Here is a 24,219-nt window from a genome sequence, read left to right on the forward strand (position 1 = left end):
ATATTCCTGGAATTTACGCAATTGGTGATGTAAATACCTATCCAGGAAAATTAAAACTGATTTTATGTGGATTTCATGAAGCAACATTAATGTGTCAAAGTGCGTACAAAAAAATCTTTCCAGACAAAAAGTATGTAATGAAGTATACCACAGTTGGTGGAGTTCAAGGTTTTGATGGTACAACAAAAGAAGCGCCAAAAGCCGTAGTAAAAGCTATAAATTAATTTTTTTAGAAGCTATTTCCAGCTTTCCACTATATCTTTTTTATCTGTCATTCCTGCGAAGGCAGGAATCTCATCTAAAAAAGGATGTCGTTTCAATCTGGGCTAAACTTGTTTGAAACAAAACGCTTTCTTACAGTCAATAGCAAATTTAAAAACATAACATAGATACAGATTTTAAAAACTTGAAAGTTTAAAACCTTAAATTGTCAGGATTACTTAACTTTGTAGACTCAATAACGAAAAAAAGAATATATTAATAGCTAAAGACTAAAGTCCAACAAATAAAAAGATGCAAGACATCAATATAAAAATAACAGATAGAAATGGTGTAACGCATGATGTTGTTGCGCCAACAGATATGGCAATGAACTTGATGGAAGTTGTACGTTCTTATGAATTAGCAGAAGAGGGTACAATTGGAGTTTGTGGAGGAATGGCAATGTGTGCGTCTTGTCAGTGCTATGTAAAATCAGCGCACGAATTACCAGAAATGTCTGATGATGAAGATGCAATGTTAGCAGAAGCATTTTATGTAGAAGACAACAGCAGATTAGGATGTCAAATACAAATGACTCCAGAAATAGACGGATTAGAAGTAGAATTAGCTCCAGAAGCATAATTTATATTGATGAAAGAAGTAGAACCTATAGTAGCGTTTAAAAACTACAGTATGTGTTTGCGAGACGCTGTAGCTACGTTTACCAAACAATTAATCAACAATTTGTTTGATGTCAATCATCTATCTGAAAGTGGAGTAAAAACTAAAGTACATTTTTTAAAAATTTTAGAAAGACTATCCATTGAAGATGGTAAAGAAATTTGGGCTGTTTACGAGAGCTATTTTACAGAAATAAGAGAAAAATTAGATTTAGATGCTTTAGCTGCTCATAAAAATGACCCAGCATCAAAAAGTTTAGAAGAAGTTTATTTAGCGTACCCAGGCTTTTATGCTATTGCTGTGCATCGTTTAAGTCATCAATTGTTACAATTAAAAGTGCCAATTTTACCAAGAATGATGAGCGAATTTGCCCATAGCACAACAGGTACAGATATTCATCCAGGAGCAGAAATTGGTGATTCTTTTTTTATAGACCATGCCACAGGAATTGTAATTGGAGAAACCACGATTATCAAAGACAATGTGCAAATTTTTCAAGGTGTTACTCTAGGAGGAATTCAAGTAAAGAAAAGTTTAGCCTCTACCAAAAGACATCCAACTATAGAAAGTGGAGTTGTAATTTATGCAAACGCTACTATTTTAGGTGGTGATGTTGTTATAGGTGCAAACTCTGTAATAGGCGCTAATGTTTGTATTACAGAATCAATATCAGAAAATTCGGTGGTTACAGTGCAATCAGAAAATAAAATATTTCAAAAGAGAAAATAGAAAGATGAAAACTAAAAGTATCATAGATTTTGTTGGAAACACACCTTTGGTGGAAGCTCAAAACATTTTTCAAAAAGAGGGTGTAACCTTATTGTTAAAACTAGAAGGAAATAATCCTGGAGGAAGTGTAAAAGACAGAGCTGCTTATTATATGATTTCTGAAGCAATCAAAAGAAAAAATATAAAAAAGGGTGATACTTTAGTAGAAGCAACAAGCGGAAACACAGGAATTGCTTTGGCGTTAATGGCAAAAGTTTTAGGTGTAAATATGGTAATTACAATGCCAGAAAACTCTACGATAGAACGTGTAAAAACAATGCGTGCTTATGGTGCAAAAGTAATTTTAACTCCTTCTGATAAAGGTATGGAAGGTGCCATAGATCATGCCTTAAAATTAAAATATAAAAAAGGATATTTTCGTTTAAATCAGTTTGATAATTTCGATAATCCCAAAGCACACTATAATACTACTGGTCCAGAAATTTGGAGAGATACAGAAGGGCAAGTAACCCATTTTGTATCAGCAATGGGAACTACAGGAACCATCACAGGGGTTTCGGATTTTTTAAAAGGGAAAAATAAAAATATTCAAATCATAGGTGCACAACCTAAAGATGGAGCAAAAATTCCAGGAATTAGAAAATGGCCAGAAGAATATTTACCCGCAATTTTTAAGGCGAATAAAATAGATCAAGTTTTAGAAGTTAGTGAAGAAGAAGCCAAAGAAATGACCATTCGTTTGGCAAAAGAAGAAGGCATTTTTTCTGGAATGAGCAGTGGAGGTTCTGTTGCTACAGCTATAAAAATAGCCAATTCAATTGATGAGGGGGTTGTGGTTGCTATTATTTGTGATAGAGGAGACAGATACCTGTCATCAGATATCTTTGAATAAATTATAAAAACACAAAAAAAGTTCGTTACTTTGTCTCGAATTTAGTTCATAAACTTATTAATATGTTATCACGAAAGGTTGAGGGAATAGACCCTGTGAGACCTTGGCAACCCTTTTAATGCTGAACTTGTTTCAGTATCTTTAGAGAAGAAGGTGCTACATTCTACGAATGTTTGCTGAACTTGTTTCAGTATCTTTTAGATATTTCTAAATAGATTTTACATACGAAAGATAACAGCGAAAACACTTTACTTTTCCTGATGACATATTAAAGAATACTAGAATATGTCAAATATTTATAAAGCTTTACAAGAAAGAATTTTAGTCTTAGATGGTGCCATGGGTACTATGCTACAAGCCTATAAATTTACGGAAGAAGATTTTAGAGGCGAACGTTTTAAAGATTATCCAACACCTTTACAAGGAAATAACGATCTATTGTCAATTACACAACCAGAGGCTATCAAAACCATTCATGGTAAATATTTTGAAGTAGGTGCTGATATTGTAGAAACCAATACATTCTCTGGAACTACGATTGCAATGGCAGATTATCAAATGGAAGATTTGGTGTATGAATTAAACTACCAATCTGCAAAAATTGCCAAAGAAGTTGCTGATGAATTTACAGCAAAAGAGCCTCACAAACCACGTTTCGTAGCAGGTTCTATGGGGCCAACTAACAGAACTGCAAGTATGTCTCCAGATGTAAACGATCCTGGATACAGAGCCGTTACTTTTGATCAATTAAGAATCGCATACAAGCAACAAGCAGAAGCTTTGTTAGATGGTGGTGCAGATTTATTATTGGTAGAAACGGTGTTTGATACTTTAAATGCAAAAGCAGCTTTGTTTGCCATAGAAGAAGTAAAAGAAGAACGAAATATAGAAGTTCCTGTAATGCTAAGTGGAACAATCACAGATGCTTCAGGAAGAACTTTATCAGGGCAAACTGCAGAAGCTTTTTTAATTTCAGTTTCTCATATTCCACTTTTATCTGTAGGATTTAATTGTGCTTTAGGAGCAAATCTTTTGCAACCACATTTAGAAGCAATAGCCAATAAAACAGATTTTGCAATTTCTGCACACCCAAATGCAGGGTTACCAAATGCATTCGGAGAGTATGATGAAACTCCAGAAGAAATGGGTGAGCAAATCGAAGAATATTTAAAGAAAAATTTAATCAATATTATTGGAGGATGCTGTGGCACCAGTCCAGAACATATAAAAGCAATTGCAAATATTGCTGCTAAGTACAAACCGAGAATAGTTGTTGGTTAATGGTTTTTAGTTTTTGGTCAGAATAAAAACCATCAACTACAAACTAATAACTATAAACTAGATAAAATATGGATTATACAGAATTGGATGTTTGGAAATATTCTAGAAAGTTAGTGAAAGAAGTATATCTTTTAACTAAGAATTTTCCTAAAGAAGAATTATATGCTTTGACTAATCAGGTTAGGAGAAGCTCTATTTCTGTACCTTCAAACATAGCTGAAGGTATAGGAAGACAATCAAATAAGGAAACAATACATTTTCTATATATAGCAAAGGGATCTTTACAAGAAGTGGAAACGCAGTTATATTTATCTTTCGATTTAGATTACATATCAGAAGAACAATTAAAAAGCATTTTAGAAAAAATTACTTCTAATAAAAAACTATTAAATGGTTTTATTAATTATTACAAGAAATTAAAAGTATGAGTAAGACCAACAACCAACAACCAACAACTATTAACCAAAAACGTTATATGAAGCTGTCAGGTTTAGAACCTTTAGTTCTAAACGAAAACAGCAATTTTATCAACGTTGGAGAACGAACAAATGTAGCAGGTTCACGTAAATTTTTACGATTAATTAAAGAAGAAAAATTTGATGAAGCTTTAGACATTGCACGTCATCAAGTAGATGGTGGAGCACAAATTATCGACATTAATTTTGATGATGGTTTGATTGACGGAAAAGAAGCCATGGTTCGTTTCCTAAATTTAATTGCAGCAGAACCAGACATTTGTAGAGTTCCTATTATGATTGACAGCTCTAAGTGGGAAATCATAGAAGCAGGTTTACAAGTTGTGCAAGGTAAATGTGTGGTAAACTCTATTTCTTTAAAAGAGGGCGAAGAAAAATTTATATGGGAAGCCAAACAAGTAAAACGTTATGGAGCAGCAGTAATTGTAATGGCTTTTGATGAGGTTGGACAAGCAGATAATTACGAACGAAGAATTGAAATAGCTAAAAGATCTTATGATATTTTAGTTAACAAAGTAAACTTTCCTTCAGAAGATATAATTTTCGATTTAAACATTTTTCCTGTAGCCACAGGTATGGATGAGCACAAAAGAAATGCCATCGATTTTATTGAAGCTACAAAATGGGTAAGAGAAAATTTACCCAATGTTTCTGTAAGTGGTGGTGTAAGTAACGTATCATTTTCGTTCAGAGGAAACAATGGTGTTCGAGAAGCAATGCACTCTGTGTTCTTATATCATGCTATTCAAAATGGTATGAATATGGGAATTGTAAATCCTGCAATGTTAGAGGTGTATGATGATATTCCTAAGGATTTATTAGAACATGTAGAAGATGTTATTTTAAACAGAAGAGAAGATGCTACAGAACGTTTACTCGATTTTGCAGAGACTGTAAAAGGTTCTAAAAAAGCAGCTGGAGCAGATTTAACTTGGAGAGAAAACCCGTTACAAGACAGAATTACTCATGCCTTAGTAAAAGGTATTGATGCTTTTATTATAGAAGATGTAGAGCAAGCAAGACAAGAAGCTGACGCACCAATAGAAGTTATAGAAGGTCATTTAATGATTGGTATGAATGTGGTAGGCGATTTATTTGGAGCAGGAAAAATGTTTTTGCCACAAGTAGTAAAATCTGCTAGGGTGATGAAAAAAGCGGTTGCCTATTTAAACCCATTTATAGAAGCAGCAAAATCTGACAAATCAGAGCCTGTAGGAAAAATATTAATGGCAACTGTTAAAGGAGATGTGCACGATATTGGTAAAAATATTGTAAGTGTTGTTTTAGCTTGTAATAACTATGAGATTGTTGATTTAGGTGTGATGGTTCCACCAGAAAAAATCATTCAAACTGCTATTGATGAACGAGTTGATGCCATTGGTTTAAGTGGTTTAATCACACCTTCTTTAGATGAAATGGTGTATTTAGCCAAAGAAATGCAACGTCAAAATTTTGAGTTACCATTATTAATTGGTGGTGCAACAACCTCAAAAGCACATACAGCTGTTAAGATAGATACCCAATATAAAAATGCAGTGGTTCATGTAAATGATGCCTCAAGAGCTGTAACTGTTGTGGGTGATTTGTTGAACAAAAAATCAAGCCATTTATACACGGCAAAACTGAAAAAAGATTATGACGAATTCAGAACCAAGTTTTTAAAGCGTGGTAAAGAAAAATCATATATTTCTATTGATGAAGCTCGCAAACGTAAATATAAAATCGATTGGGAAACCTCAGAAATTGTAAAACCAAAAGAATTAGGTATTCAAACTTTAGAACAACTGAGTTTAAAAGAATTGGTACCTTTTATAGATTGGAGTCCGTTTTTTAGAAGTTGGGATTTGCATGGAAAATTTCCAGATATTCTTACAGATAAAGTTGTTGGAGAACAAGCAACCATAATGTATGAGGAAGCACAAGAAATGATTAAAGAAATCATTGCTAAACAATTGCTAAAACCAAAAGCAATTTTTGGTTTGTTTGAAGCAAATACAATCAATGATGATGATATTGAAGTTTCACGAAAACCGAATAGAAATATCATTTCGAGCATTGGTTCTAATGAAAAGAAAGTTTCATTAGAAGTAGCCAACGAAGTTGTCGAAAAATCTCATAATCACAAGATTGTTTTCAGAACTTTAAGACAACAATTAAAAAAACGAGAAGGCATACCAAATTTAGCATTAGCAGATTTTATCGCACCAAAAGAAACAGATAAAAAAGATTACATAGGCGCATTTTGTGTGGGTATCTTTGGCGCGCAAGAACTAGCAGATAGTTACAGAACAAAAGAAGACGATTACAATGCAATTATGGCACAAGCCATTGCAGATCGTTTTGCAGAAGCTTTTGCAGAATATTTACATAAACAAATTAGAACCAAACATTGGGGATATGCAGTTAATGAAGCCTTAACGAATGAAGATTTAATCAAAGAAAATTACAAAGGTATTCGTCCTGCACCAGGTTATCCTGCATGTCCAGATCATTTAGAAAAAGAAACTATTTGGGATTTGTTAGATGTAGAAAATCAAATAGGAGTAACCTTAACAGAAAGTTTGGCCATGTGGCCAGCAGCAGCAGTTTCTGGTTATTATTTTGCCAACAAAGAAGCCAAATATTTTGGTCTGGGTAAAATTACAGATGATCAGGTAACAGATTACTCAGAACGAAAAGGAATTACAAAAGAGAAAGCACAAAAATGGTTGCACTCGAATTTGGCGGAGGAGTAAAAAAGTCATTACGAGGACAAAGGACGAAGTAAACTCTTGTTAAATAATAGATTGCTTCATTACATTCGCAATGACGTTAGCAAACAAATTGCGTTAGCGATTGAAACGACATCCTTTTTATGCTGAACTCGTTTCAGTATCTTATAGGGTAAATTCATAAAGTTCTTAGAAAAGACAGATGCTAAAGAAACTTAGCATAAAAAGATATAGTGTAAAGCGCGACTTGGTCCTGATTGCTATCAGGATAAAGTAACGCCCAAATAAAATAAATTAATAATACAAAATACCCACAACAGTTTCCCTCCTTTGGAGGGATTAAGGGAGGCTTATGAAAGTTACAGATCACATTAAAGAAGCAAACGGAAAAACATTGTTTTCGTTTGAAATTATTCCGCCTAAAAAAGGAAATAGCATTCAACAATTGTATGACAACATAGACCCTTTAATGGAGTTCAAACCGCCATTTATAGATGTTACAACATCAAGAGAAGAGTATGTTTATATTGATAAAGGGAATGGTTTATTAGATAGAAAAATCACCAGAATGCGCCCTGGAACTGTCGGGATTTGTGCTGCAATAAAACATAAATATGATGTAGATACTGTACCACATGTTTTGTGTGGAGGTTTTACAAAAGAAGAAACTGAGTATGTTTTAGTAGATTGCCATTATTTAGGAATCCAAAATGTTATGGCCTTACGAGGTGATGCCATGAGTCATCAAAAATATTTTACGCCAAATAAAGATGGTAATCACTATGCTAAAGATTTGGTAGCGCAGATTCATGATTTAAATAAAGGAAAATATTTACATGATGTTGTAGAAACCAACAATTGCTCAGATTTTTGTATCGGAGTTGCAGGTTATCCAGAGAAACACCTAGAAGCACCATCGCTACAAACCGACTTAAAACGCTTAAAAGAAAAGGTAGATGCTGGTGCAGATTATGTAGTAACACAAATGTTTTTTGACAATCAAAAGTATTTTGAGTTTGTTGAGGCTGCAAAAAAAGCCGGAATTAACGTGCCAATTATACCAGGAATAAAACCAATTGCAGTAAAACGTCACTTGCAATTATTACCTCAAGTTTTTAGAATCGATATTCCAGAAAATTTAATTGCTGAGGTAGAAAAATGTAAGACAAATAAAGATGTACGTCAAGTAGGTATTGAGTTTGCTATTAATCAATCTAAAGAATTATTAGCAGCTGGTGTGCCTGTTTTACACTACTATTCAATGGGTAAAAGTGATAATATTCATGCTATTGCAGCTGAGTTGTTTTAAACCTATTCATAAAAACAATTGATAGATAGATAGTAAAAAGCAATTTTTTAAAAATTTAGTAGCAAATAAAAAGTGTACTTTTGACTATCAAAATTTAAAATAATATTAAAAAATATATAGATGGCATTAGAAATAACAGACGCAACTTTTGATGAGGTAGTATTAAAATCAGACAAACCAGTATTAGTAGATTTTTGGGCAGCTTGGTGTGGACCTTGCAGAATGGTTGGGCCAATTGTTGATGAAATTCATACAGAGTACGATGGTAAAGCTATTGTAGGTAAGGTAGATGTTGATGCAAACCAAGAATTTGCTGCGAAATATGGTGTAAGAAATATACCAACTGTTCTAATTTTTAAAAATGGTGAAGTAGTAGATAAGCAAGTGGGTGTTGCGCCTAAAAATGTTTATACAGGTAAAATTGATGCTGCATTATAATAGTTTAACAATATATAAAACATAAAAGGTTTGGCTAACGTCAAACCTTTTTTTATTTTAGAATTTTAGTTGTAATAGCCTATGGACAAACTTTTTGTGTATGGTACCTTAAAACCAGGGTGTTCTAATCATCATATCTTACAAAATATTGGAGGAGATTGTATAAAAGCAACTCTTTTTGGATTTGAATTTGATAAGGATTGGGAAAAACAAACAGGATATCCTGGATTGATAAAAAGTAATTTTGATGCTAAAGTGGAAGGTTTTCTGTTTGTTTCTGAAAACTTAAAGAGAAATTGGGAGGTTTTAGATGGTTTTGAAACTGAAGCTTATACCAGAAAAATAGTTCCGATAACCATAAAAAATAATCAAAAAGTTAACGGTTTCGTATATGTAATTAATACCAATTTTGATATTAATAATTTCTGAAGAAAACATGAAAAAAGTATTTAGTTGTATTGTTAGTGTTTTGATTTTGGTTTCTTGTACAACAACAACTAAAGATCTAAAATTAGAAACCGGAATTTCATATAAATTAGCCAAAAAAAGAAAACAACAAATTTTTGATGTTGTTTACCATCTACACTTTCAAATTCCAAGAGAAAAAGAAAAGTCGATTTCATCAAAATTAACAATCAATTTTACAATTAATGATTTAAAAAATGATGTTGTTTTAGATTTTAATGATAAAACCTCTAACTTAAAATCAATTGTAATAAATGATAAAAATGCTGAAATTAATCATCAGAAAGAACATATCATCATTGACAAAAGGAATTTGAATTTAGGGGATAATTCAGTTGAAATTATTTTTGATGCAGGAGAACAATCATTAAATAGAAATGATGAATTTTTATACACATTATTAGTTCCTGATAGGGCAAGTACTTTGTTTCCTTGTTTTGATCAGCCAGATATTAAAGCCAAATATAACTTAACAATTACTGCTCCTAAAGATTGGAATGTGTTAGCAGGTGCTGTGCTTAAAGTTAAAGAAAATACCAAAGAAGATTTTAATACTCATGTTTTTGAGCAATCTGATTTAATGAGTACTTATTTATTTTCTTTTGTAGCAGGTAAATTCACAGAAGAAACTAAAAATCCAGGTGCTTTTGACATGCGCTTTTTATATCGAGAAAATAACAAAGAAAAGATAAATGAAAGTGTGGGAGAGGTATATAAAATTCATCAAAATGCATTAGATTTTTTAGAAGGTTATACTGATGTAAAGTTTCCGTTTCAAAAAATGGATTTTGCTGCAATTCCTTCTTTTCAATATGGAGGAATGGAACATGTGGGCGCCATTCAATACAGGCAATCTTCTTTATTTTTAGATAAAAATGCAACACAAAATCAATTATTACGTAGAGCAAAGTTAATTGCTCACGAAACCTCACACATGTGGTTTGGCGATTTGGTTACCATGAAATGGTTTAATGATGTATGGATGAAAGAAGTCTTTGCTAATTTTATGGCAGATAAAATAGTGAATCCTAGGTTTCCTAAAATAAATCATAAATTGAGTTTTATGATGAGTCATTACCCAAGTGCATATTCAGAAGACAGAACAAAAGGCACAAATCCTATTCGTCAAAATCTAGACAATCTTAAAAATGCTGGTTCTTTGTATGGTAGAATTATTTATAACAAAGCACCCATTATGATGCGTCAGTTAGAGTTTTTGTTGGGTGAAGATGTGTTTCAAGAAGGAATTCGAGAGTATATTAAAACTTATCAAAATTCCAATGCAGATTGGGGCGAACTCGTAGCTATTTTAGATAAAAAATCAACAGACAATATCAAAAAATGGAGTGATGTTTGGGTAAATTCGTCAAGCAGACCTATTTTTTATGAGGAAATTGAAACCAATAAAAATGGTAATATTACCAAGTTTGTCTTACATCAAAAAGCAGAAGATGGTACTGACAAAATATGGCCACAATCTTTTAAAATTACATTGATTGATCAAAGAGGCACTAAAAAAGATATTGAGATAAACAATATTGGAAAATCGTTAGATATTACTTTCGCTACAAAAGGTTTAAAACCAAGTCAAGTAGTATACAATACGAACGGTTTTGGTTATGGAGTTTATCCTATTTACAAAAATCAAGTGCATACGTATAGGAATATTAAAAATAAGGTTTCCAGAGGTTATCAATACATTAATTTATATGAAAACATGTTGATAGGAAATATTACTCCTTTAGATGTGTATAAATTTTATTTAGAAGCTATTAAATACGAAAAAAATGAATTGATTTTAAGTTATTTATGTGGTAGAATGGATGTTATTTTTTGGCATTTTTTAAATGAAAAACAACAAGAAGACTGGGTGACAATTACAGAGCAAGTTTTAATTAAAACATTGTTAGAGGATACACCTAAAAACATAAAAAAAATACTATACAACTTGTATGTAGAGCAAGGCTATACCAAAAAATCTCTAAAAACACTTTATACGCTTTGGAGTAAAAAAGGAACTATAGATAACTTGTTTTTAAACGAAAACGATTATACAAAATTAGCTATGAAGTTGGCCATTTTTAAACATCCATTAGCAACACAAATTTTAGAGGAACAACAAATAAGAATTTCAAATCCAGACAGATCTAAACGTTTCAATTGGTTACTTCCTTCATTATCGTCCAAATCTACGGTTAGAGATACTTTTATGGTGTCACTTTTAGATAAAAAAAACAGAGAAAATGAATCATGGGTGCAAACTGCTATGAATAATATTCATCACCCTTTGCGTCAAACAGCAGCATCTAAACATTTACGCCCAATATTAAAAAAATTAGAAGAAGTGCAATTAACAGGCGATATTTTTTTCCCTAAAGGATGGTTGGCTTCTTCAATTGGAAATTATTCATCAAAAGAAGCATACACTATTTTACAAGAATTTTTATCAGAAAATCCAGACTATAATCCCGTTTTAATAAACAAATTATTACAGGTTACAGATAATTTAGTAAAAGCACAAATAATTAAAAGAGAAGAATGAAGGTATCTGAAGTAAAATCATCAGAAATTAAAAACTTAGAATTACTTGCCAAGCAAGTGGTAGAAGGCTTTATTACAGGTATGCATAAAAGTCCGTTTCATGGTTTTTCAGTAGAGTTTTCAGAGCATAAACTTTATAATAAAGGAGAAAGTACACGTCATATAGATTGGAAATTATTTGCGAAAACCGATAAATTATACACCAAAAAATACGAAGAAGAAACCAATTTAAGATGCCATATTATTATCGATAATTCTGCATCTATGCATTATCCCATTGTAAAAAAACAAACTTTAGATAACTTAAATAAAGTTGGATTTTCGGCGGTTGCAACAGCGTGTTTAATGGAAATTTTAAAAAAACAAAGAGACGCAGTGGGCTTAAGTATTTATGCTGATAAGTACGAATATTATGCACCAGAAAAAGGAAGCGAACGTCATCGCAAAATGTTGTTACATCAATTAGAACAGTTGCTAGTATCAGAATCTACAGCTACCACAGAAACTTATCGATATTTGCACGAGATAGCAGAGAAAATTCATAGACGCTCTTTAATTTTTTTATTTACAGATATGTTTCAAACCACAGCAGAAGATACTGCATTGTTCGAAGCTTTACGTCATTTAAAATACAACAAACACGAGGTCGTTTTGTTTCATATTTATGATGCGAAAACAGAACTTAACTTTAATTTTGATAATGCACCAAAAAAATTTGTAGATGTAGAAACAGGAAACGAAATAAATGTGTTTGCTGAAAATGTGCAAGAAAAATACAAAGATTTAGCTTTGGGTTATTTTAAAGATTTGAAAAACAAATGTTTGCAATATAAGATTGATTATGTTCCAGTAGATATTAATAAAGGTTACACAGATATTTTAACCGCATATTTATTACAAAGAAAAAATTTTAAATAATTTTTTTGTTTTCTGCTTGCAAATATAAAAATCTGTGTTATATTTGCACCCGCTATTAGCAACGGTTTGGTAGTTCAGCTGGTTAGAATGCCTGCCTGTCACGCAGGAGGTCGCGGGTTCGAGTCCCGTCCAGACCGCATAAAAAGTCCTTAACAATTTAAGTTAAGGGCTTTTTTCTTTTTATCTTTGTGGTATAATATCGCATAAAAAATACCAGTTTTTTAAATCTGATGATTCAGAGTTTACAATTTTAATTTAAAAAAATGAGCATACAAAAAGCACAACAACAAGTTGATACTTGGATTAAAAATCACGGAGTTCGTTATTTTAATGAATTAACCAATATGGCTCAATTAACAGAAGAGGTTGGGGAAGTAGCTAGAATCATTGCAAGACGTTATGGAGAACAAAGTGAAAAAGAATCTGATAAAAATAAAGATTTAGGGGAAGAGTTGGCAGATGTGTTGTTTGTGGTTTTGTGTTTGGCTAATCAAACTGGCATTGATTTAGAAGATGCTTTTAATAAAAAGTTAGACATAAAAACAAAGAGAGATCATGATCGTCATCATACTAACGAAAAATTAAAATAAAGCCGTTCAAAGCAAAAGTGAAACAAACTGAGGTTTGGTTAAATTTTTTAAAATTTCAGTTCACTTTTTACAATTCTATCACTTATTGTATAGCTTTATAAAAATTATAATGCTTTTTTAAAAGGTGATTTTAAAGTTATTGCCGATGAAAATTTTAGAAATGGAAAGTAGATGGTTTTCATTGGTTAAAAATATAACTCATATTATTTTTAGGGTGTATGTAACGAATAGGAATATAAAATAGTGAATTTAAAAAGTATCAATAACAAACTCAACAAAAATGTAAATGAAGAAACCGAGTATCTGAATTCTATTCCTCTATGGAAATATTTCTTGGTGTACATTCCTGTTTTATTTTTAATGTTTGCAGTTGCTCAATTTATTGGTTCTCTTCTATTCGATATCAATTTTAAATGGATAGCTATTTTTATTCAGGCTGTATTATTTGCAGTATTTTTTAGAATTTTTCATTACATAAAAAAAAGGGTAAAGGAGAACTGGAATAATAAGTACAATTAAAGAATTACAGAAATTTTAACTATTCTTTATAAAAAATAAACGGTGGTGCATAATAAATTTTATGAATAAGCACAGAGGTAAAACTATTAAAATTAGATAATGAAACGAATTGTTTTTTTTGTGATACTATGTATAGGTCAATTGATAAATGCGCAATGCGCTATGTGTAAAGCAGTTGTGGAAAATGGAGATGTATCTATGGCAGAAGGTGTTAATAATGGAATTACTTATTTAATGGTTTTTCCTTATCTATTAATTGGTATTTTGTTCTTTACCATTTATAGATATCGAAAGCGCGCTAAAAATTAACATTTCAATAAGAGTAAATTGTTGTAACATATTTTACTTTTAATCGTCTTATAAACAATAGCAAAAGAAATGATACTTCTTTTGTAAAAAGACGAATAACAATCAACCAAAAACAAACCTGTTTTGAAAATTAAACTTATAGTATTTGTAGCTTTATTTACTTCAATAGCTACCTTTTCTCAAAAAAAATGGACACTAAAAGAATGTGTAGACGAAGCATTAAAGAAAAATATTTCTATTCAACAAAATAGATTAAGTCTTGAATTGGCTAAAAAAGATGTTGATATTGCTAAGGGTAACTTTTTGCCAAACTTAAATGCGAACACTGGTGGTAATTTAAACTTTGGTACTGGTTTTGACCCTGTTTCACAAGATAGGGTAAATACAAGTTTCTTTGGGGGTTCTTTAAGCGCGAGCTCAGGTATCGCTGTATTTAATGGTTTTAGAAATACCAATATCTATAAACAGGCACAATTAGGTGTAGAATCTAGCTTGTTAGATTTAAAACAAATGGAAAATGATATTTCACTATTTGTAGTAAACGGGTATTTAAATATCTTGTTTGCAAAAGAAAATCTTGAAGCTGCAAAAGTACAATATGAAATTAGTAAAACTCAAATTGAAGCAGCAGAGGCAAGGTTTAAATCTGGTGTAATTCCTAAAGGAGATTTACTAAACACACAATCTACTGCAGCAACCAATTTGCAAGCTGTAATCACTCAAGAAAACACCTTAGATTTAGCCTTATTGAATTTGGCGCAATTATTACAAGTACCAGTGGTTAATTTTGATGTTGCTCCTGTAGATGTTGGGCAACCATCAGCTAATTTGTTTTATAATAATTCAAATATGATTTATAATAAATCTTTGGATAGAATGCCAGAAATTGCTAGAGCAAAATTAGCTATTGAAAATGCAGATTTGAGTATAGAAATATCTAAAGCTTCATTTTTACCTTCAGTATCTGCTTCTGTAGGTTTATCTACAAATTACGGGTACAATTTAAATTTGCCAACAGGTTTTTCTAACACTCCTTTATTTGATCAATTAAGTGATAATTTTGGTTATGGTGCAGGATTTAATGTAAGCATTCCGATTTTTAATAGATTTCAAACTAAAAATAGAGTAGCTCAATCTGTAATCAATAAAGAAGTCTCTCAGTTAAGATTAGAAAGTGAAAAAGTATCTTTAAAACAAACTATAGAACAAGCTTTTTTAGATGTAAGAACAGCATTAAAAAGTTATGAAGCTGCAAAAATATCATTGGCTTCTCAAAAAGAAGCATTTAAAAATGCGCAAGAACGTTATAATTTTGGGGCAATGACACAGTTCGATTTCGACCAAGTAAGAACACGTTTGGTAAATGCACAAGCAACCTTAATACGCTCTAAATACGATTATGTATTTAAAACTAAAGTGTTGCAATTTTATGCTGGTGATTTGGTTTTAGATTAAGTTTTCACTAAAAAAATATTTGAAGCCTCACTAATTTAGTGAGGTTTTCTTTTTGAACTATATTTGTAAAAAAAACAGGTTTTGAGTATCATTTTAAATATTGAAACAGCCACAAAAAATTGTTCTGTCAGTTTAGCTAAAAACGGAGAAATTTTAGCAATTAAAGAATTGAACAATGGTAAATATTCACATGCAGAAGTACTGCATCCTTATATTGAAAACGTTTTAAAAGAATCTAACTTATCACCTAAAGAGATTGATGCTGTTGCTGTAAGTAAAGGCCCAGGTTCTTATACAGGTTTACGTATTGGAGTGTCTGCAGCCAAAGGCTTGTGTTTTGCTTTCGATAAGCCTTTAATTTCAATTGATACGTTAACTTCATTATCTCACGCTATTGATGTTGAGGATGGACTAATTGTACCTATGATTGATGCTAGAAGAATGGAAGTATATGCAGCAGTTTACAATCAAACTCATCAACAAATAAGAGAAATTAAGGCAGAAATTATAGATGAGAATTCTTTTTCGGAATATTTAAAGGATACTAAAGTTTATTTTTTAGGCGATGGTGCAGAAAAGTGTAAAACTATTATTACGCATCATAATGCTATTTTTTTATTTGATAAGTTTCCATCAGCAGAACAGATGGCTAAATTATCATTTGATAAATACAAAAAAAGCGACATCGAAAATGTCGCTTATTTTGAGCCTTTTTACTTAAAAGATTTTGTAGTAATTCCTGAAAAAAAGAAAAAGCCTACTTTTTAATTCTATTCAGATTTGTTAATGTTAACTCTATGTGGATAAGGTATATCTATACCAGCAGCATCTAGCGCTTCTTTGGTTTGCTCAATTAAGTCAAACTTTACATTCCAATAATCTTCTTTTTTTACCCAAACTCTTGTAAAAAAGTTAATAGAGCTATCTGCTAATTCAGAGAGATTTACGGCTGCAGCTGGTTCTTTTAAAATAGACGGATGAGCATTAATTATATTAAAAATTACTTCTTTAGTTTCTTTAATGTTAGAATCGTAACCAACACCGAAAGTTATATCTAAACGTCTTGTATCTTCTGTACTAAAATTAACAATATTACCATTAGAAAGTGATCCATTTGGAATTATAACTTCTTTATTATCAGGAGTGTTTAATTTTGTGGTGAATATTTGAATTTCTTTTACAGTTCCACTTTCACCTTGGGCTTGAATAAAATCTCCTATTTTAAAAGGTTTAAAAATCATTATTAAAACACCACCAGCAAAATTACCTAAAGATCCTTGTAGCGCTAAACCAACCGCCAAACCTGCTGATGCAATAATAGCAGCAAAGGATGTGGTTTGAATACCTAATAACGAAATTACAGTAATAAAGAGTAAAATTTTTAAAATCCAACTAATAAGATTCCCTAAAAATTTTTGAAGCGTAATATCCACGCCTCTATTATTCATTACTTTTTTTGATGATTTAACGATTACCTTAACTAAATATAAACCAACGATTAGTAATAGTAAAGCAGCTATTACTTTTGGGGCATATAAAATTAAAACATCTTTTGCTGTTTCTACGTATTTTTCCATAATGTTATGTATAAGAATTAACTGTAAAAATAATAGTTTTAAATAGAAGTGTAAAACGTTTTCTTACATTAATGCTGTGGTAATAATACCTAATATGGAAGGTATTGATTGGATGTAAAATATGCTTATTTTTTTTGTTGAATAGAAACCATAAATACCAGCAATAAAAACACATATTAAAAAAAATAGGGTTACATCTGTGTTGTTAATCGCTAATGACCATAATAAACCAACAGCTAAAAATCCATTGTATAGGCCTTGGTTAGCAGCCATAACTTTGGTTTGCTCAGCAAATTCTTTACTTTTTAATCCAAATGTTTTAATACCTTTTTCTTTAGTCCAAAGTACCATCTCTAAATAAACAATGTAAAAATGTATGATAATTACGAGTAATGTAAAAGCAATTGATAGGTACTTCATATAAAAAAGATTAATGATAATGTAGTTATTAAGTGTGTAGGCTTAATATCAGTTTATCAATAGTTTAGGTTTCTAAGTGAGGTAAATATAATTGATTTTGATAAAACAGATGTAATAATTATTTTCTAATGTTAATTTAATGTTACCAAAATGTTGCGTAAAAGTAAAAAAATTAGTATTTTTGTAAAGGAAATGTAAACCTTAAAAAACAATGATCATGAGAAAAATTATTTCACTTGTTATCCTATGCTTTGCTATAGCAGGATATGCGCAAGAAAAACAACCGACTTTTAAGGCTGAAAAAGATTTAGTAAAAGCTACTTATTATTATGAAGATGGATCTATAAAAACTCAAGGTTTCTTTAAAGATAAAAAATTGACTGGAGAGTGGGTTCGTTTTGATAAATCTGGTAACAAAATTCAAATTGGTAACTATGATAATGGTAAAAAGGTAGGGAAATGGTTTCTTTGGGCTAAAGAGTCTTTAAAAGAGATTAACTATCAAGATAACGCTATTGCATCTGTAAATGTTTGGAAATCTGAATCTAAAATAGCTCTTAATAACGATTAAATACAAGTTTAGTTTTATTTAAATCCATTAAAGAATATCTTCTTTAATGGATTTTTTTTTGTTAAAGCAAACTTTTTAGGTACTGATATTCTTTATGACTTTGTTCTAATATAGTGTTTGTTCTATACGCTTATATTATGAAATACGTAATATTATCAATTTTAAGTAATAAATGAAAGCCTATACTTTAAGTCTTAACCTTATTTTATTATTTAAAAATATGATCCACCTTAATCTAAAAACAAAAAACGTTTCGAAAATTCGAAACGTTTTTTTGTGTTTTTGAAGATAATAAATATATAATCAATATTATTTAAAAATTTATTTATCTAAAATTATAATTCTAACAATCCGTTAGTTTTAGAAACTCCAGCAGCAGATTCTTGTAAATGTGCTTTTTCAGCATCATTTAAGTTAATTTCTACAATACTTTCAATTCCTTCTTTTCCTAATACCACAGGAACCCCAATACATAAATCAGATAAACCATACTCACCATCTAATAGAGTAGAACATGGGAATATTTTCTTTTGGTCACAAGCAATTGCTTGCACTAATCCAGATACTGCAGCACCAGGAGCATACCAAGCAGAGGTGCCTAATAAGCCAGTTAAAGTTGCTCCACCTACTTTGGTGTCCTGTAAAACTTGCTCTAATCTTTCCTCTGAAATAAATTCAGAAGCAGGAACCGAATTTCTTGTTGCCAACCTAGTTAATGGTACCATACCTTTATCAGAATGACCACCAATTACCATTCCATCAACATCAGAAATTGGCGCACCTAAAGCTTCAGCCAGTCTATACTTAAAACGAGCAGAATCTAAAGCACCACCCATTCCAATAATTCTATTTTTAGGCAATCCAGTAGTTTTATGCACTAAATAAGTCATTGTATCCATAGGGTTAGAAACCACAATGATAATTGTATTTGGAGAATGCTCAATTAGGTTCGAAGAAACTGTTTTTACAATTCCAGCATTGATTCCTATTAATTCTTCACGAGTCATACCTGGTTTACGAGGTATTCCAGAAGTAATTACGCAGATATCAGAACCTGCTGTTTTAGCATAATCGTTTGTACTACCTGTAATTTTGGTATCAAATGCGTTTAAAGATGCAGTTTGCATTAAATCCATAGCTTTTCCTTCTGCATAACCTTCTTTAATATCTAACAAAACCACTTCTGCAGCAAAGTCTTTAATAGCAATGTATTCTGCACAACTTGCACCAACTGCACCAGCACCAACAACTGTAACTTTCATATCTTTTCTGTTTTTTTTATTTGTGATAAATTTACGATGTAAAAATACGATTTATAAAATATTTATAGATGATATAAATCATAAAAAAAGCACCTATAACTAGATGCTTTATTTTGTTGAAATTTTTTGTTATCTAATGCTAAAAGCAATACCTAAATTTGCAGTATTGTATTCTTGTATAGCATAGCTACCATATATTTTAAAGAAACCTAAACTTAATCTGGCATCAAGGGTGGTTGCAATTCCACTAGAATTAAAATCTAAATTTGATGGTATGGTTAATGTTTGGGTCACTGTATCGTTTGGAGCTGGAAAACCTGTTTCAAATACTCCAGTATAAGTACCAGACATATTAAAAGATGAAGAGCCAGAATTATACCCAATACCTCCAAAAACATTGATAAATGGAAAATTTAAAGAAGCAATTGCTTGCACAGTAAAAGCATTCAAATCAAACTCAGCCAATGCATTTTGAGTTCTAATATTTCCAGAAGTAATATCTGCTATACCATAACTTACAGTCATCGAGGTGTAAGCAGCTAATAACGAAACGTGTAAAGGAGTTTTGTCTATTGGGCCAAACCAGTTAGTAATTTCTTTTTTAAGTCCAACACCAAATAAGTTTAAAGAACTTTCATCTTGGTCTTCGCCAAAGTTAATATTAGGTACAAATCTTACCATAGCCTCAAGTTTCCAAGGCAATCCCAAACCTATTTGTACTGCAGGTGCAGGTACTAAGTTTGCTGGTAAACTTACTCCACCAGGTGCAGTAAAATCTGCTGTAACAGTTTGGCCATTTACATTTCTAGTTACTTGAAAATTAGCACCAGTATCAGCACCAGAAAAAGATGATGTTGTTGGAGATGTTGAAGTTAAATTGCTAGAAAGCCCCAATGCAGATATATTAATAAGATCTTTTTCTGATGGTATTTGAGCTCCACTCGCCCCAATAGAAATATCAAAACCTAATTTTTTATGCACTTTAGCAGTATGATACCATCCTGAATTCATACCATTGATAAAACCTTCCATACCAGGTGCAAAATAGGCTTGTAAAAGTTTTTGTGAATCATTGACATCTGCCAATAGAATATTTTCAAAACCATCTTGTGCTTTTGAATGAAATGATAAGGCGAATACGCCTAAAAATAACAATACAGCTTTTTTCATGTCGTATATGTTTGGTTAATAATTATTTATATTTAGTCTTTATCTTTGCTAATATAAAAAAAATACACATTCCTTTTGAGAAATGTGTATGATTTGTTCTTAATAAAGTATGTTATACATCAATATTTGCATACTTAGCATTGCGTTCTATAAAGTCTCTTCGAGGAGGAACTTCATCACCCATTAACATAGAAAAAACACGATCTGCTTCTGTCATGCTATCAATAGTAACTTGACGTAAGGTTCTAAATTCAGGATTCATCGTTGTATCCCAAAGTTGTTCTGCATTCATTTCTCCTAAACCTTTATATCTTTGGATATTTGCACTTCCGCCCATTTTCTGAGCAATTAAATCACGCTGATTGTCATCCCAAGCATATTCTCTTTTTTGTCCTTTCTTCACTAAATATAGAGGAGGTGTTGCAATATAAATATAGCCTTGCTCAATCATTTCGCGCATATATCTAAAGAAAAATGTTAAAATTAAAGTGGCAATATGAGAACCGTCAACATCGGCATCACACATAATAACTACTTTATGATAACGAACTTTCGTTAAATTTAAGGCTCTTGGGTCTTCTTCTGTACCAATAGAAACACCTAAAGCTGTAAACATATTTTTGATTTCTTCATTCTCAAAAACCTTGTGTTGCATTGCTTTTTCAACATTTAAGATTTTACCACGTAGTGGAAGAATGGCTTGGAAATTTCGATCTCTACCCTGTTTTGCTGTTCCTCCTGCAGAATCTCCCTCAACTAAGAAAATTTCACATTGAGAAGGATCTGTTTCAGAGCAGTCAGACAATTTACCAGGTAAACCACCAATAGACATTACAGTTTTACGCTGAACCATTTCACGAGCTTTACGTGCTGCATGTCTGGCTTGCGCTGCTAAAATTACTTTTTGAACAATAGTTTTTGCATCGTTAGGATTTTCTTCTAAATAATCCGTCAACATTTCTGCAACAGCTTGCGATACTGCAGCGCTTACTTCTCTGTTCCCTAACTTTGTTTTGGTTTGGCCTTCAAATTGTGGTTCTTGTACTTTAACAGAAACTATTGCTGTTAAACCTTCACGAAAATCATCTCCAGCAATATCAAATTTTACATTTTTAAGTAAACCAGATTCATCTGCATACTTTTTTAAGGTATGGGTTAATCCACGTCTAAAACCAGATAAATGCGTTCCTCCTTCATGTGTATTGATATTATTTACATAAGAATGTAAATTTTCTGAATACGATGTGTTATATACCATAGCAACTTCTACAGGAATCCCATTTTTTTCACCTTCCATGGCAATAACACCAGCTGTTAATTGCTCTCTTGTAGAATCTAAATATTTTACAAATTCAGATAAACCTTCGTTAGAGAAAAAAGTTTCCGATATAAAATTACCTTCATCATCTTTATTCCTCCTATCTGTTAAAGTTATAGTTACACCCTTATTAAGATATGATAACTCTCGCATTCTGTTAGCAAGTGTATCATAATTATATTGAGTTGTTTGTTGAAAGATTGATTTGTCTGGTAAAAAAGTAACAATGGTACCTGTAAAATCAGTTTCACCTATTGTTTTTACAGGGTATAAGGTTTTTCCTTTAGCATATTCTTGTTGCCAAACTTTACCTTCTTTATGCACGGTAGCTGTTAAATGATCTGATAATGCATTTACGCAACTAACACCTACACCATGTAAACCTCCAGAAACTTTATAAGAATCTTTATCAAATTTACCACCAGCACCAATTTTTGTCATTACCACTTGTAATGCAGAAACGCCCTCTTTTTTATGAATACCCACAGGAATTCCACGACCATTATCTTTAGTAGTAATAGAGTTATCTTCATTAATGGTAACTTCTATACTATCACAATAGCCACCCATTGCTTCATCAATAGAGTTGTCTACAACTTCATAAACTAAATGGTGTAAACCACGAACTCCAACATCACCAATATACATTGATGGACGCATTCTTACGTGTTCCATACCTTCTAAGGCCTGAATGCTGGAAGCATCATATTCTTTTTTAATTTCTTCGCTCATTTTATAGGTTTATATTATAATTTTGATTGAAAATTGCAAATTATGCAACCTTCAAATATAAGGAAAAATAACACTTTTTTTCTTGTAATGTTGATAAAAATAAGAAATGTTGATAACTCTAAAAGTTTCTTAAATCGCTTAAAAAGCACCTTAAAACGTATTTTAATATTTTTTACCCAGTTAAATTTTATTGAAAAACCAAAAATGCTTTATAGAGATTATTTTAAAATTAAAAAAAATGATGACTACATCGATTTAGCTTTTAATGTTTTAAAAAAAAGTGAAAAATTTTATGATGATTGTCACGTTTTGATGAGTATGTATCTCTTAATTTTGTCCTGTTATTCATAATAAAAGACAAGATGAAACAGATTAAAAAATGGTTGTTGGTAATGGTATTATTTTCTTCAATCATTTCAAATGGACAAGAAAAGAAGAAGTTTAAACCTGAAATAAAATGGAATATGACTTCTCAAATTTGGTTACGTTATTCAGATTTTAATGAAGGGTCTTTAATAAACAATGAAATTACCAATAATTTTATGGATATTTCTATTAGACGTTTAAGAATTCCTGTTTATTCTCAAATAACACCAAAAATATTTGTGTATGCTATATTTGGTGGAAACAATTATAATTTTAAAAACAAGCCTTTTCAGTTAGAAGTGCTTGACTTGTACTTAGAATATTCTTTTCATAAGGCTTTTGAAGTCGGTGTTGGTAAATCTGGTTGGCAAGGTTTAAATAGATGGAATATTAGATCGAGCTCTAAAATGATGGGGTTAGATTCTCCTTTATTTACCTTAAATTCGGTAGAAAAAAATGATGACTTAGGCCGTTTATTTGGTGCTTGGGTTAAAGGACAATTTGGAAAGTTTGACTACAGATTTACTTTCAATAGACCTTTTATTATTACTACAGCACCTAATGGAGAAGTGAATTTTTCAAATAACTTACCTAGAGTTAAATATTCATCATACATTAAATATCAATTTTTTGAGCACGAATCAAATAAATCTGCTTATCAAATAGGAACTTATGGAAATACAAAAAAGGTATTTAATATTGGAGCTGGTTTTCAATTTCAAGAAAATGCCACAAGTGATGGAGATGCAATGTTGCCTACTACAACTTTTTATGATATGAAACATTGGGCTTTAGATTCATTCTTAAATCTTCCATTGGCAAATGATGCTGCAATTACAGCTTATTTGGGTTATTATGATTACGATTTTGGAAAAGATTATGTTAGAAATGTTGGTGCAAATAATCCAACAACTAGTGGAGGTACAGATTTTAATGGTGCAGGTGTAGCTTTTCCAATGATTGGTACAGGTACAACTTGGTATATGCAGTTGGGATATGCGTTTAAAATGACTGAAATATTAGAGCAACCTGTTGTAATTCAGCCAAATATTTCGATACAAAGTTCTAATTGGGATGCTTTAAATGATCAGATGACCGTTTATGATTTTGCTGTTAATTTTTTGTTTAATGGTACACACAACAACAAGTTTAGTATAGGCTACCAACATAGACCCATTTTTGATGCAACTACTATTCAGCAGAAAAGTTATAAAGGAATGGCTGTTTTACAATATCAAGTTTCTTTAAAATAAACAATGTTTTTAAAGTAAAAAAAATCCGCTTTTGG

The 24,219-nt window shown here is 31.3% G+C and carries 23 protein-coding genes, 1 tRNA gene, 1 pseudogene and 1 riboswitch; of the genes and pseudogenes, 20 read left to right on the plus strand and 5 right to left on the minus strand.

Annotation, left to right across the window (positions count from 1 at the left end; genetic code table 11):
• The 18 genes and pseudogenes from ACTG3V_RS09690 to tsaB all read left to right on the plus strand — a co-directional run.
• Window positions 1-224 (plus strand): annotated as a pseudogene (locus tag ACTG3V_RS09690) (ferredoxin--NADP(+) reductase); the annotation flags it as partial.
• 289 nt (window positions 225-513) lie between these two features.
• Window positions 514-843: a 2Fe-2S iron-sulfur cluster-binding protein gene (locus ACTG3V_RS09695; protein ID WP_439131967.1), complete on the plus strand. Its 330-nt coding sequence runs from the start codon at window positions 514-516 to the stop codon at window positions 841-843.
• Window positions 844-852: 9 nt separating this feature from the next.
• Window positions 853-1,611, plus strand: coding sequence for a serine O-acetyltransferase EpsC (gene epsC, locus ACTG3V_RS09700; protein ID WP_439131968.1), 759 nt, complete (start codon window positions 853-855; stop codon window positions 1,609-1,611).
• A 4-nt stretch (window positions 1,612-1,615) separates the two neighbouring features.
• Window positions 1,616-2,503: a cysteine synthase CysM gene (cysM, locus tag ACTG3V_RS09705; protein ID WP_439131969.1), complete on the plus strand. Its 888-nt coding sequence runs from the start codon at window positions 1,616-1,618 to the stop codon at window positions 2,501-2,503.
• 62 nt (window positions 2,504-2,565) lie between these two features.
• Window positions 2,566-2,711, plus strand: a riboswitch (SAM riboswitch).
• 77 nt (window positions 2,712-2,788) lie between these two features.
• Window positions 2,789-3,784, plus strand: a complete 996-nt coding sequence (locus ACTG3V_RS09710) for a homocysteine S-methyltransferase family protein (protein WP_439131970.1) — start codon at window positions 2,789-2,791, stop codon at window positions 3,782-3,784.
• Between the two features lie 68 nt (window positions 3,785-3,852).
• Entirely contained in the window at window positions 3,853-4,212 is a 360-nt protein-coding gene (locus ACTG3V_RS09715) for a four helix bundle protein (protein WP_439131971.1), read from the plus strand.
• On the plus strand, window positions 4,209-6,995 hold the full coding sequence (gene metH / locus ACTG3V_RS09720) for a methionine synthase (protein WP_439131972.1): 2,787 nt from the start codon (window positions 4,209-4,211) through the stop codon (window positions 6,993-6,995). Before ACTG3V_RS09715 ends, metH begins: the two co-directional genes overlap by 4 nt.
• 328 nt (window positions 6,996-7,323) lie before the next feature.
• Window positions 7,324-8,280 (plus strand): methylenetetrahydrofolate reductase [NAD(P)H], encoded by a 957-nt coding sequence (metF, locus tag ACTG3V_RS09725; protein WP_439131973.1) that lies wholly within the window; start codon window positions 7,324-7,326, stop codon window positions 8,278-8,280.
• A 120-nt stretch (window positions 8,281-8,400) separates the two neighbouring features.
• Window positions 8,401-8,718, plus strand: a complete 318-nt coding sequence (trxA, locus tag ACTG3V_RS09730; RefSeq protein ID WP_144895515.1) for a thioredoxin — start codon at window positions 8,401-8,403, stop codon at window positions 8,716-8,718.
• A gap of 81 nt (window positions 8,719-8,799) precedes the next feature.
• The gene (locus ACTG3V_RS09735) at window positions 8,800-9,147 is read left to right on the plus strand and encodes a gamma-glutamylcyclotransferase family protein (RefSeq protein ID WP_439131974.1); all 348 of its coding nucleotides are present in this window, start codon (window positions 8,800-8,802) and stop codon (window positions 9,145-9,147) included.
• Window positions 9,148-9,154: 7 nt separating this feature from the next.
• Window positions 9,155-11,725, plus strand: coding sequence for a M1 family metallopeptidase (locus ACTG3V_RS09740; RefSeq protein WP_439131975.1), 2,571 nt, complete (start codon window positions 9,155-9,157; stop codon window positions 11,723-11,725).
• Window positions 11,722-12,642 (plus strand): DUF58 domain-containing protein, encoded by a 921-nt coding sequence (locus ACTG3V_RS09745; RefSeq protein ID WP_439131976.1) that lies wholly within the window; start codon window positions 11,722-11,724, stop codon window positions 12,640-12,642. The genes ACTG3V_RS09740 and ACTG3V_RS09745 overlap by 4 nt, the downstream gene beginning before the upstream one ends.
• A 63-nt stretch (window positions 12,643-12,705) precedes the next feature.
• A tRNA-Asp gene (locus ACTG3V_RS09750) sits at window positions 12,706-12,779 on the plus strand.
• Between the two features lie 126 nt (window positions 12,780-12,905).
• Window positions 12,906-13,232, plus strand: a complete 327-nt coding sequence (locus ACTG3V_RS09755) for a nucleotide pyrophosphohydrolase (protein ID WP_439131977.1) — start codon at window positions 12,906-12,908, stop codon at window positions 13,230-13,232.
• Between the two features lie 243 nt (window positions 13,233-13,475).
• Window positions 13,476-13,751 carry a hypothetical protein gene (locus ACTG3V_RS09760; RefSeq protein ID WP_439131978.1) on the plus strand — a complete coding sequence of 92 codons (276 nt, stop codon included), beginning with the start codon at window positions 13,476-13,478 and terminating at the stop codon, window positions 13,749-13,751.
• A 99-nt stretch (window positions 13,752-13,850) separates the two neighbouring features.
• A complete protein-coding gene (locus ACTG3V_RS09765; RefSeq protein ID WP_439131979.1) occupies window positions 13,851-14,060 on the plus strand; it encodes a hypothetical protein in 210 nt (69 codons plus the stop codon).
• Between the two features lie 123 nt (window positions 14,061-14,183).
• Window positions 14,184-15,515, plus strand: coding sequence for a TolC family protein (locus ACTG3V_RS09770; protein ID WP_439131980.1), 1,332 nt, complete (start codon window positions 14,184-14,186; stop codon window positions 15,513-15,515).
• Window positions 15,516-15,596: 81 nt separating this feature from the next.
• The gene (tsaB, locus tag ACTG3V_RS09775) at window positions 15,597-16,283 is read left to right on the plus strand and encodes a tRNA (adenosine(37)-N6)-threonylcarbamoyltransferase complex dimerization subunit type 1 TsaB (RefSeq protein ID WP_439131981.1); all 687 of its coding nucleotides are present in this window, start codon (window positions 15,597-15,599) and stop codon (window positions 16,281-16,283) included.
• A gap of 2 nt (window positions 16,284-16,285) precedes the next feature.
• On the opposite strand, the gene ACTG3V_RS09780 is transcribed toward tsaB, so the two are convergent.
• On the minus strand, window positions 16,286-17,092 hold the full coding sequence (locus ACTG3V_RS09780; protein WP_439131982.1) for a mechanosensitive ion channel family protein: 807 nt from the start codon (window positions 17,090-17,092) through the stop codon (window positions 16,286-16,288).
• A 63-nt stretch (window positions 17,093-17,155) separates the two neighbouring features.
• The gene (locus ACTG3V_RS09785) at window positions 17,156-17,512 is read right to left on the minus strand and encodes a DUF1304 domain-containing protein (protein WP_439131983.1); all 357 of its coding nucleotides are present in this window, start codon (window positions 17,510-17,512) and stop codon (window positions 17,156-17,158) included.
• Between the two features lie 217 nt (window positions 17,513-17,729).
• Between ACTG3V_RS09785 and ACTG3V_RS09790 the strand changes: the two genes are divergently transcribed.
• Window positions 17,730-18,083, plus strand: a complete 354-nt coding sequence (locus ACTG3V_RS09790) for a toxin-antitoxin system YwqK family antitoxin (protein ID WP_439131984.1) — start codon at window positions 17,730-17,732, stop codon at window positions 18,081-18,083.
• Between the two features lie 335 nt (window positions 18,084-18,418).
• Here ACTG3V_RS09790 and mdh read toward each other — a convergent pair whose 3' ends face one another.
• The 3 genes from mdh to gyrB all read right to left on the minus strand — a co-directional run bounded on the left by mdh (window position 18,419) and on the right by gyrB (window position 22,565).
• Window positions 18,419-19,345: a malate dehydrogenase gene (mdh, locus tag ACTG3V_RS09795; RefSeq protein WP_439131985.1), complete on the minus strand. Its 927-nt coding sequence runs from the start codon at window positions 19,343-19,345 to the stop codon at window positions 18,419-18,421.
• Window positions 19,346-19,474: 129 nt separating this feature from the next.
• On the minus strand, window positions 19,475-20,515 hold the full coding sequence (locus ACTG3V_RS09800; RefSeq protein WP_439131986.1) for a DUF6588 family protein: 1,041 nt from the start codon (window positions 20,513-20,515) through the stop codon (window positions 19,475-19,477).
• Window positions 20,516-20,627: 112 nt separating this feature from the next.
• Window positions 20,628-22,565, minus strand: a complete 1,938-nt coding sequence (gene gyrB / locus ACTG3V_RS09805) for a DNA topoisomerase (ATP-hydrolyzing) subunit B (protein ID WP_439131987.1) — start codon at window positions 22,563-22,565, stop codon at window positions 20,628-20,630.
• Between the two features lie 362 nt (window positions 22,566-22,927).
• On the opposite strand from gyrB, the gene ACTG3V_RS09810 reads away from it, so the two are divergent.
• The gene (locus ACTG3V_RS09810; protein WP_439131988.1) at window positions 22,928-24,184 is read left to right on the plus strand and encodes a porin; all 1,257 of its coding nucleotides are present in this window, start codon (window positions 22,928-22,930) and stop codon (window positions 24,182-24,184) included.
• Window positions 24,185-24,219 lie beyond the last annotated feature (35 nt).

This window comes from Polaribacter sp. (genome assembly GCF_965660385.1).
Classification (GTDB): Bacteria; Bacteroidota; Bacteroidia; order Flavobacteriales; family Flavobacteriaceae; genus Polaribacter.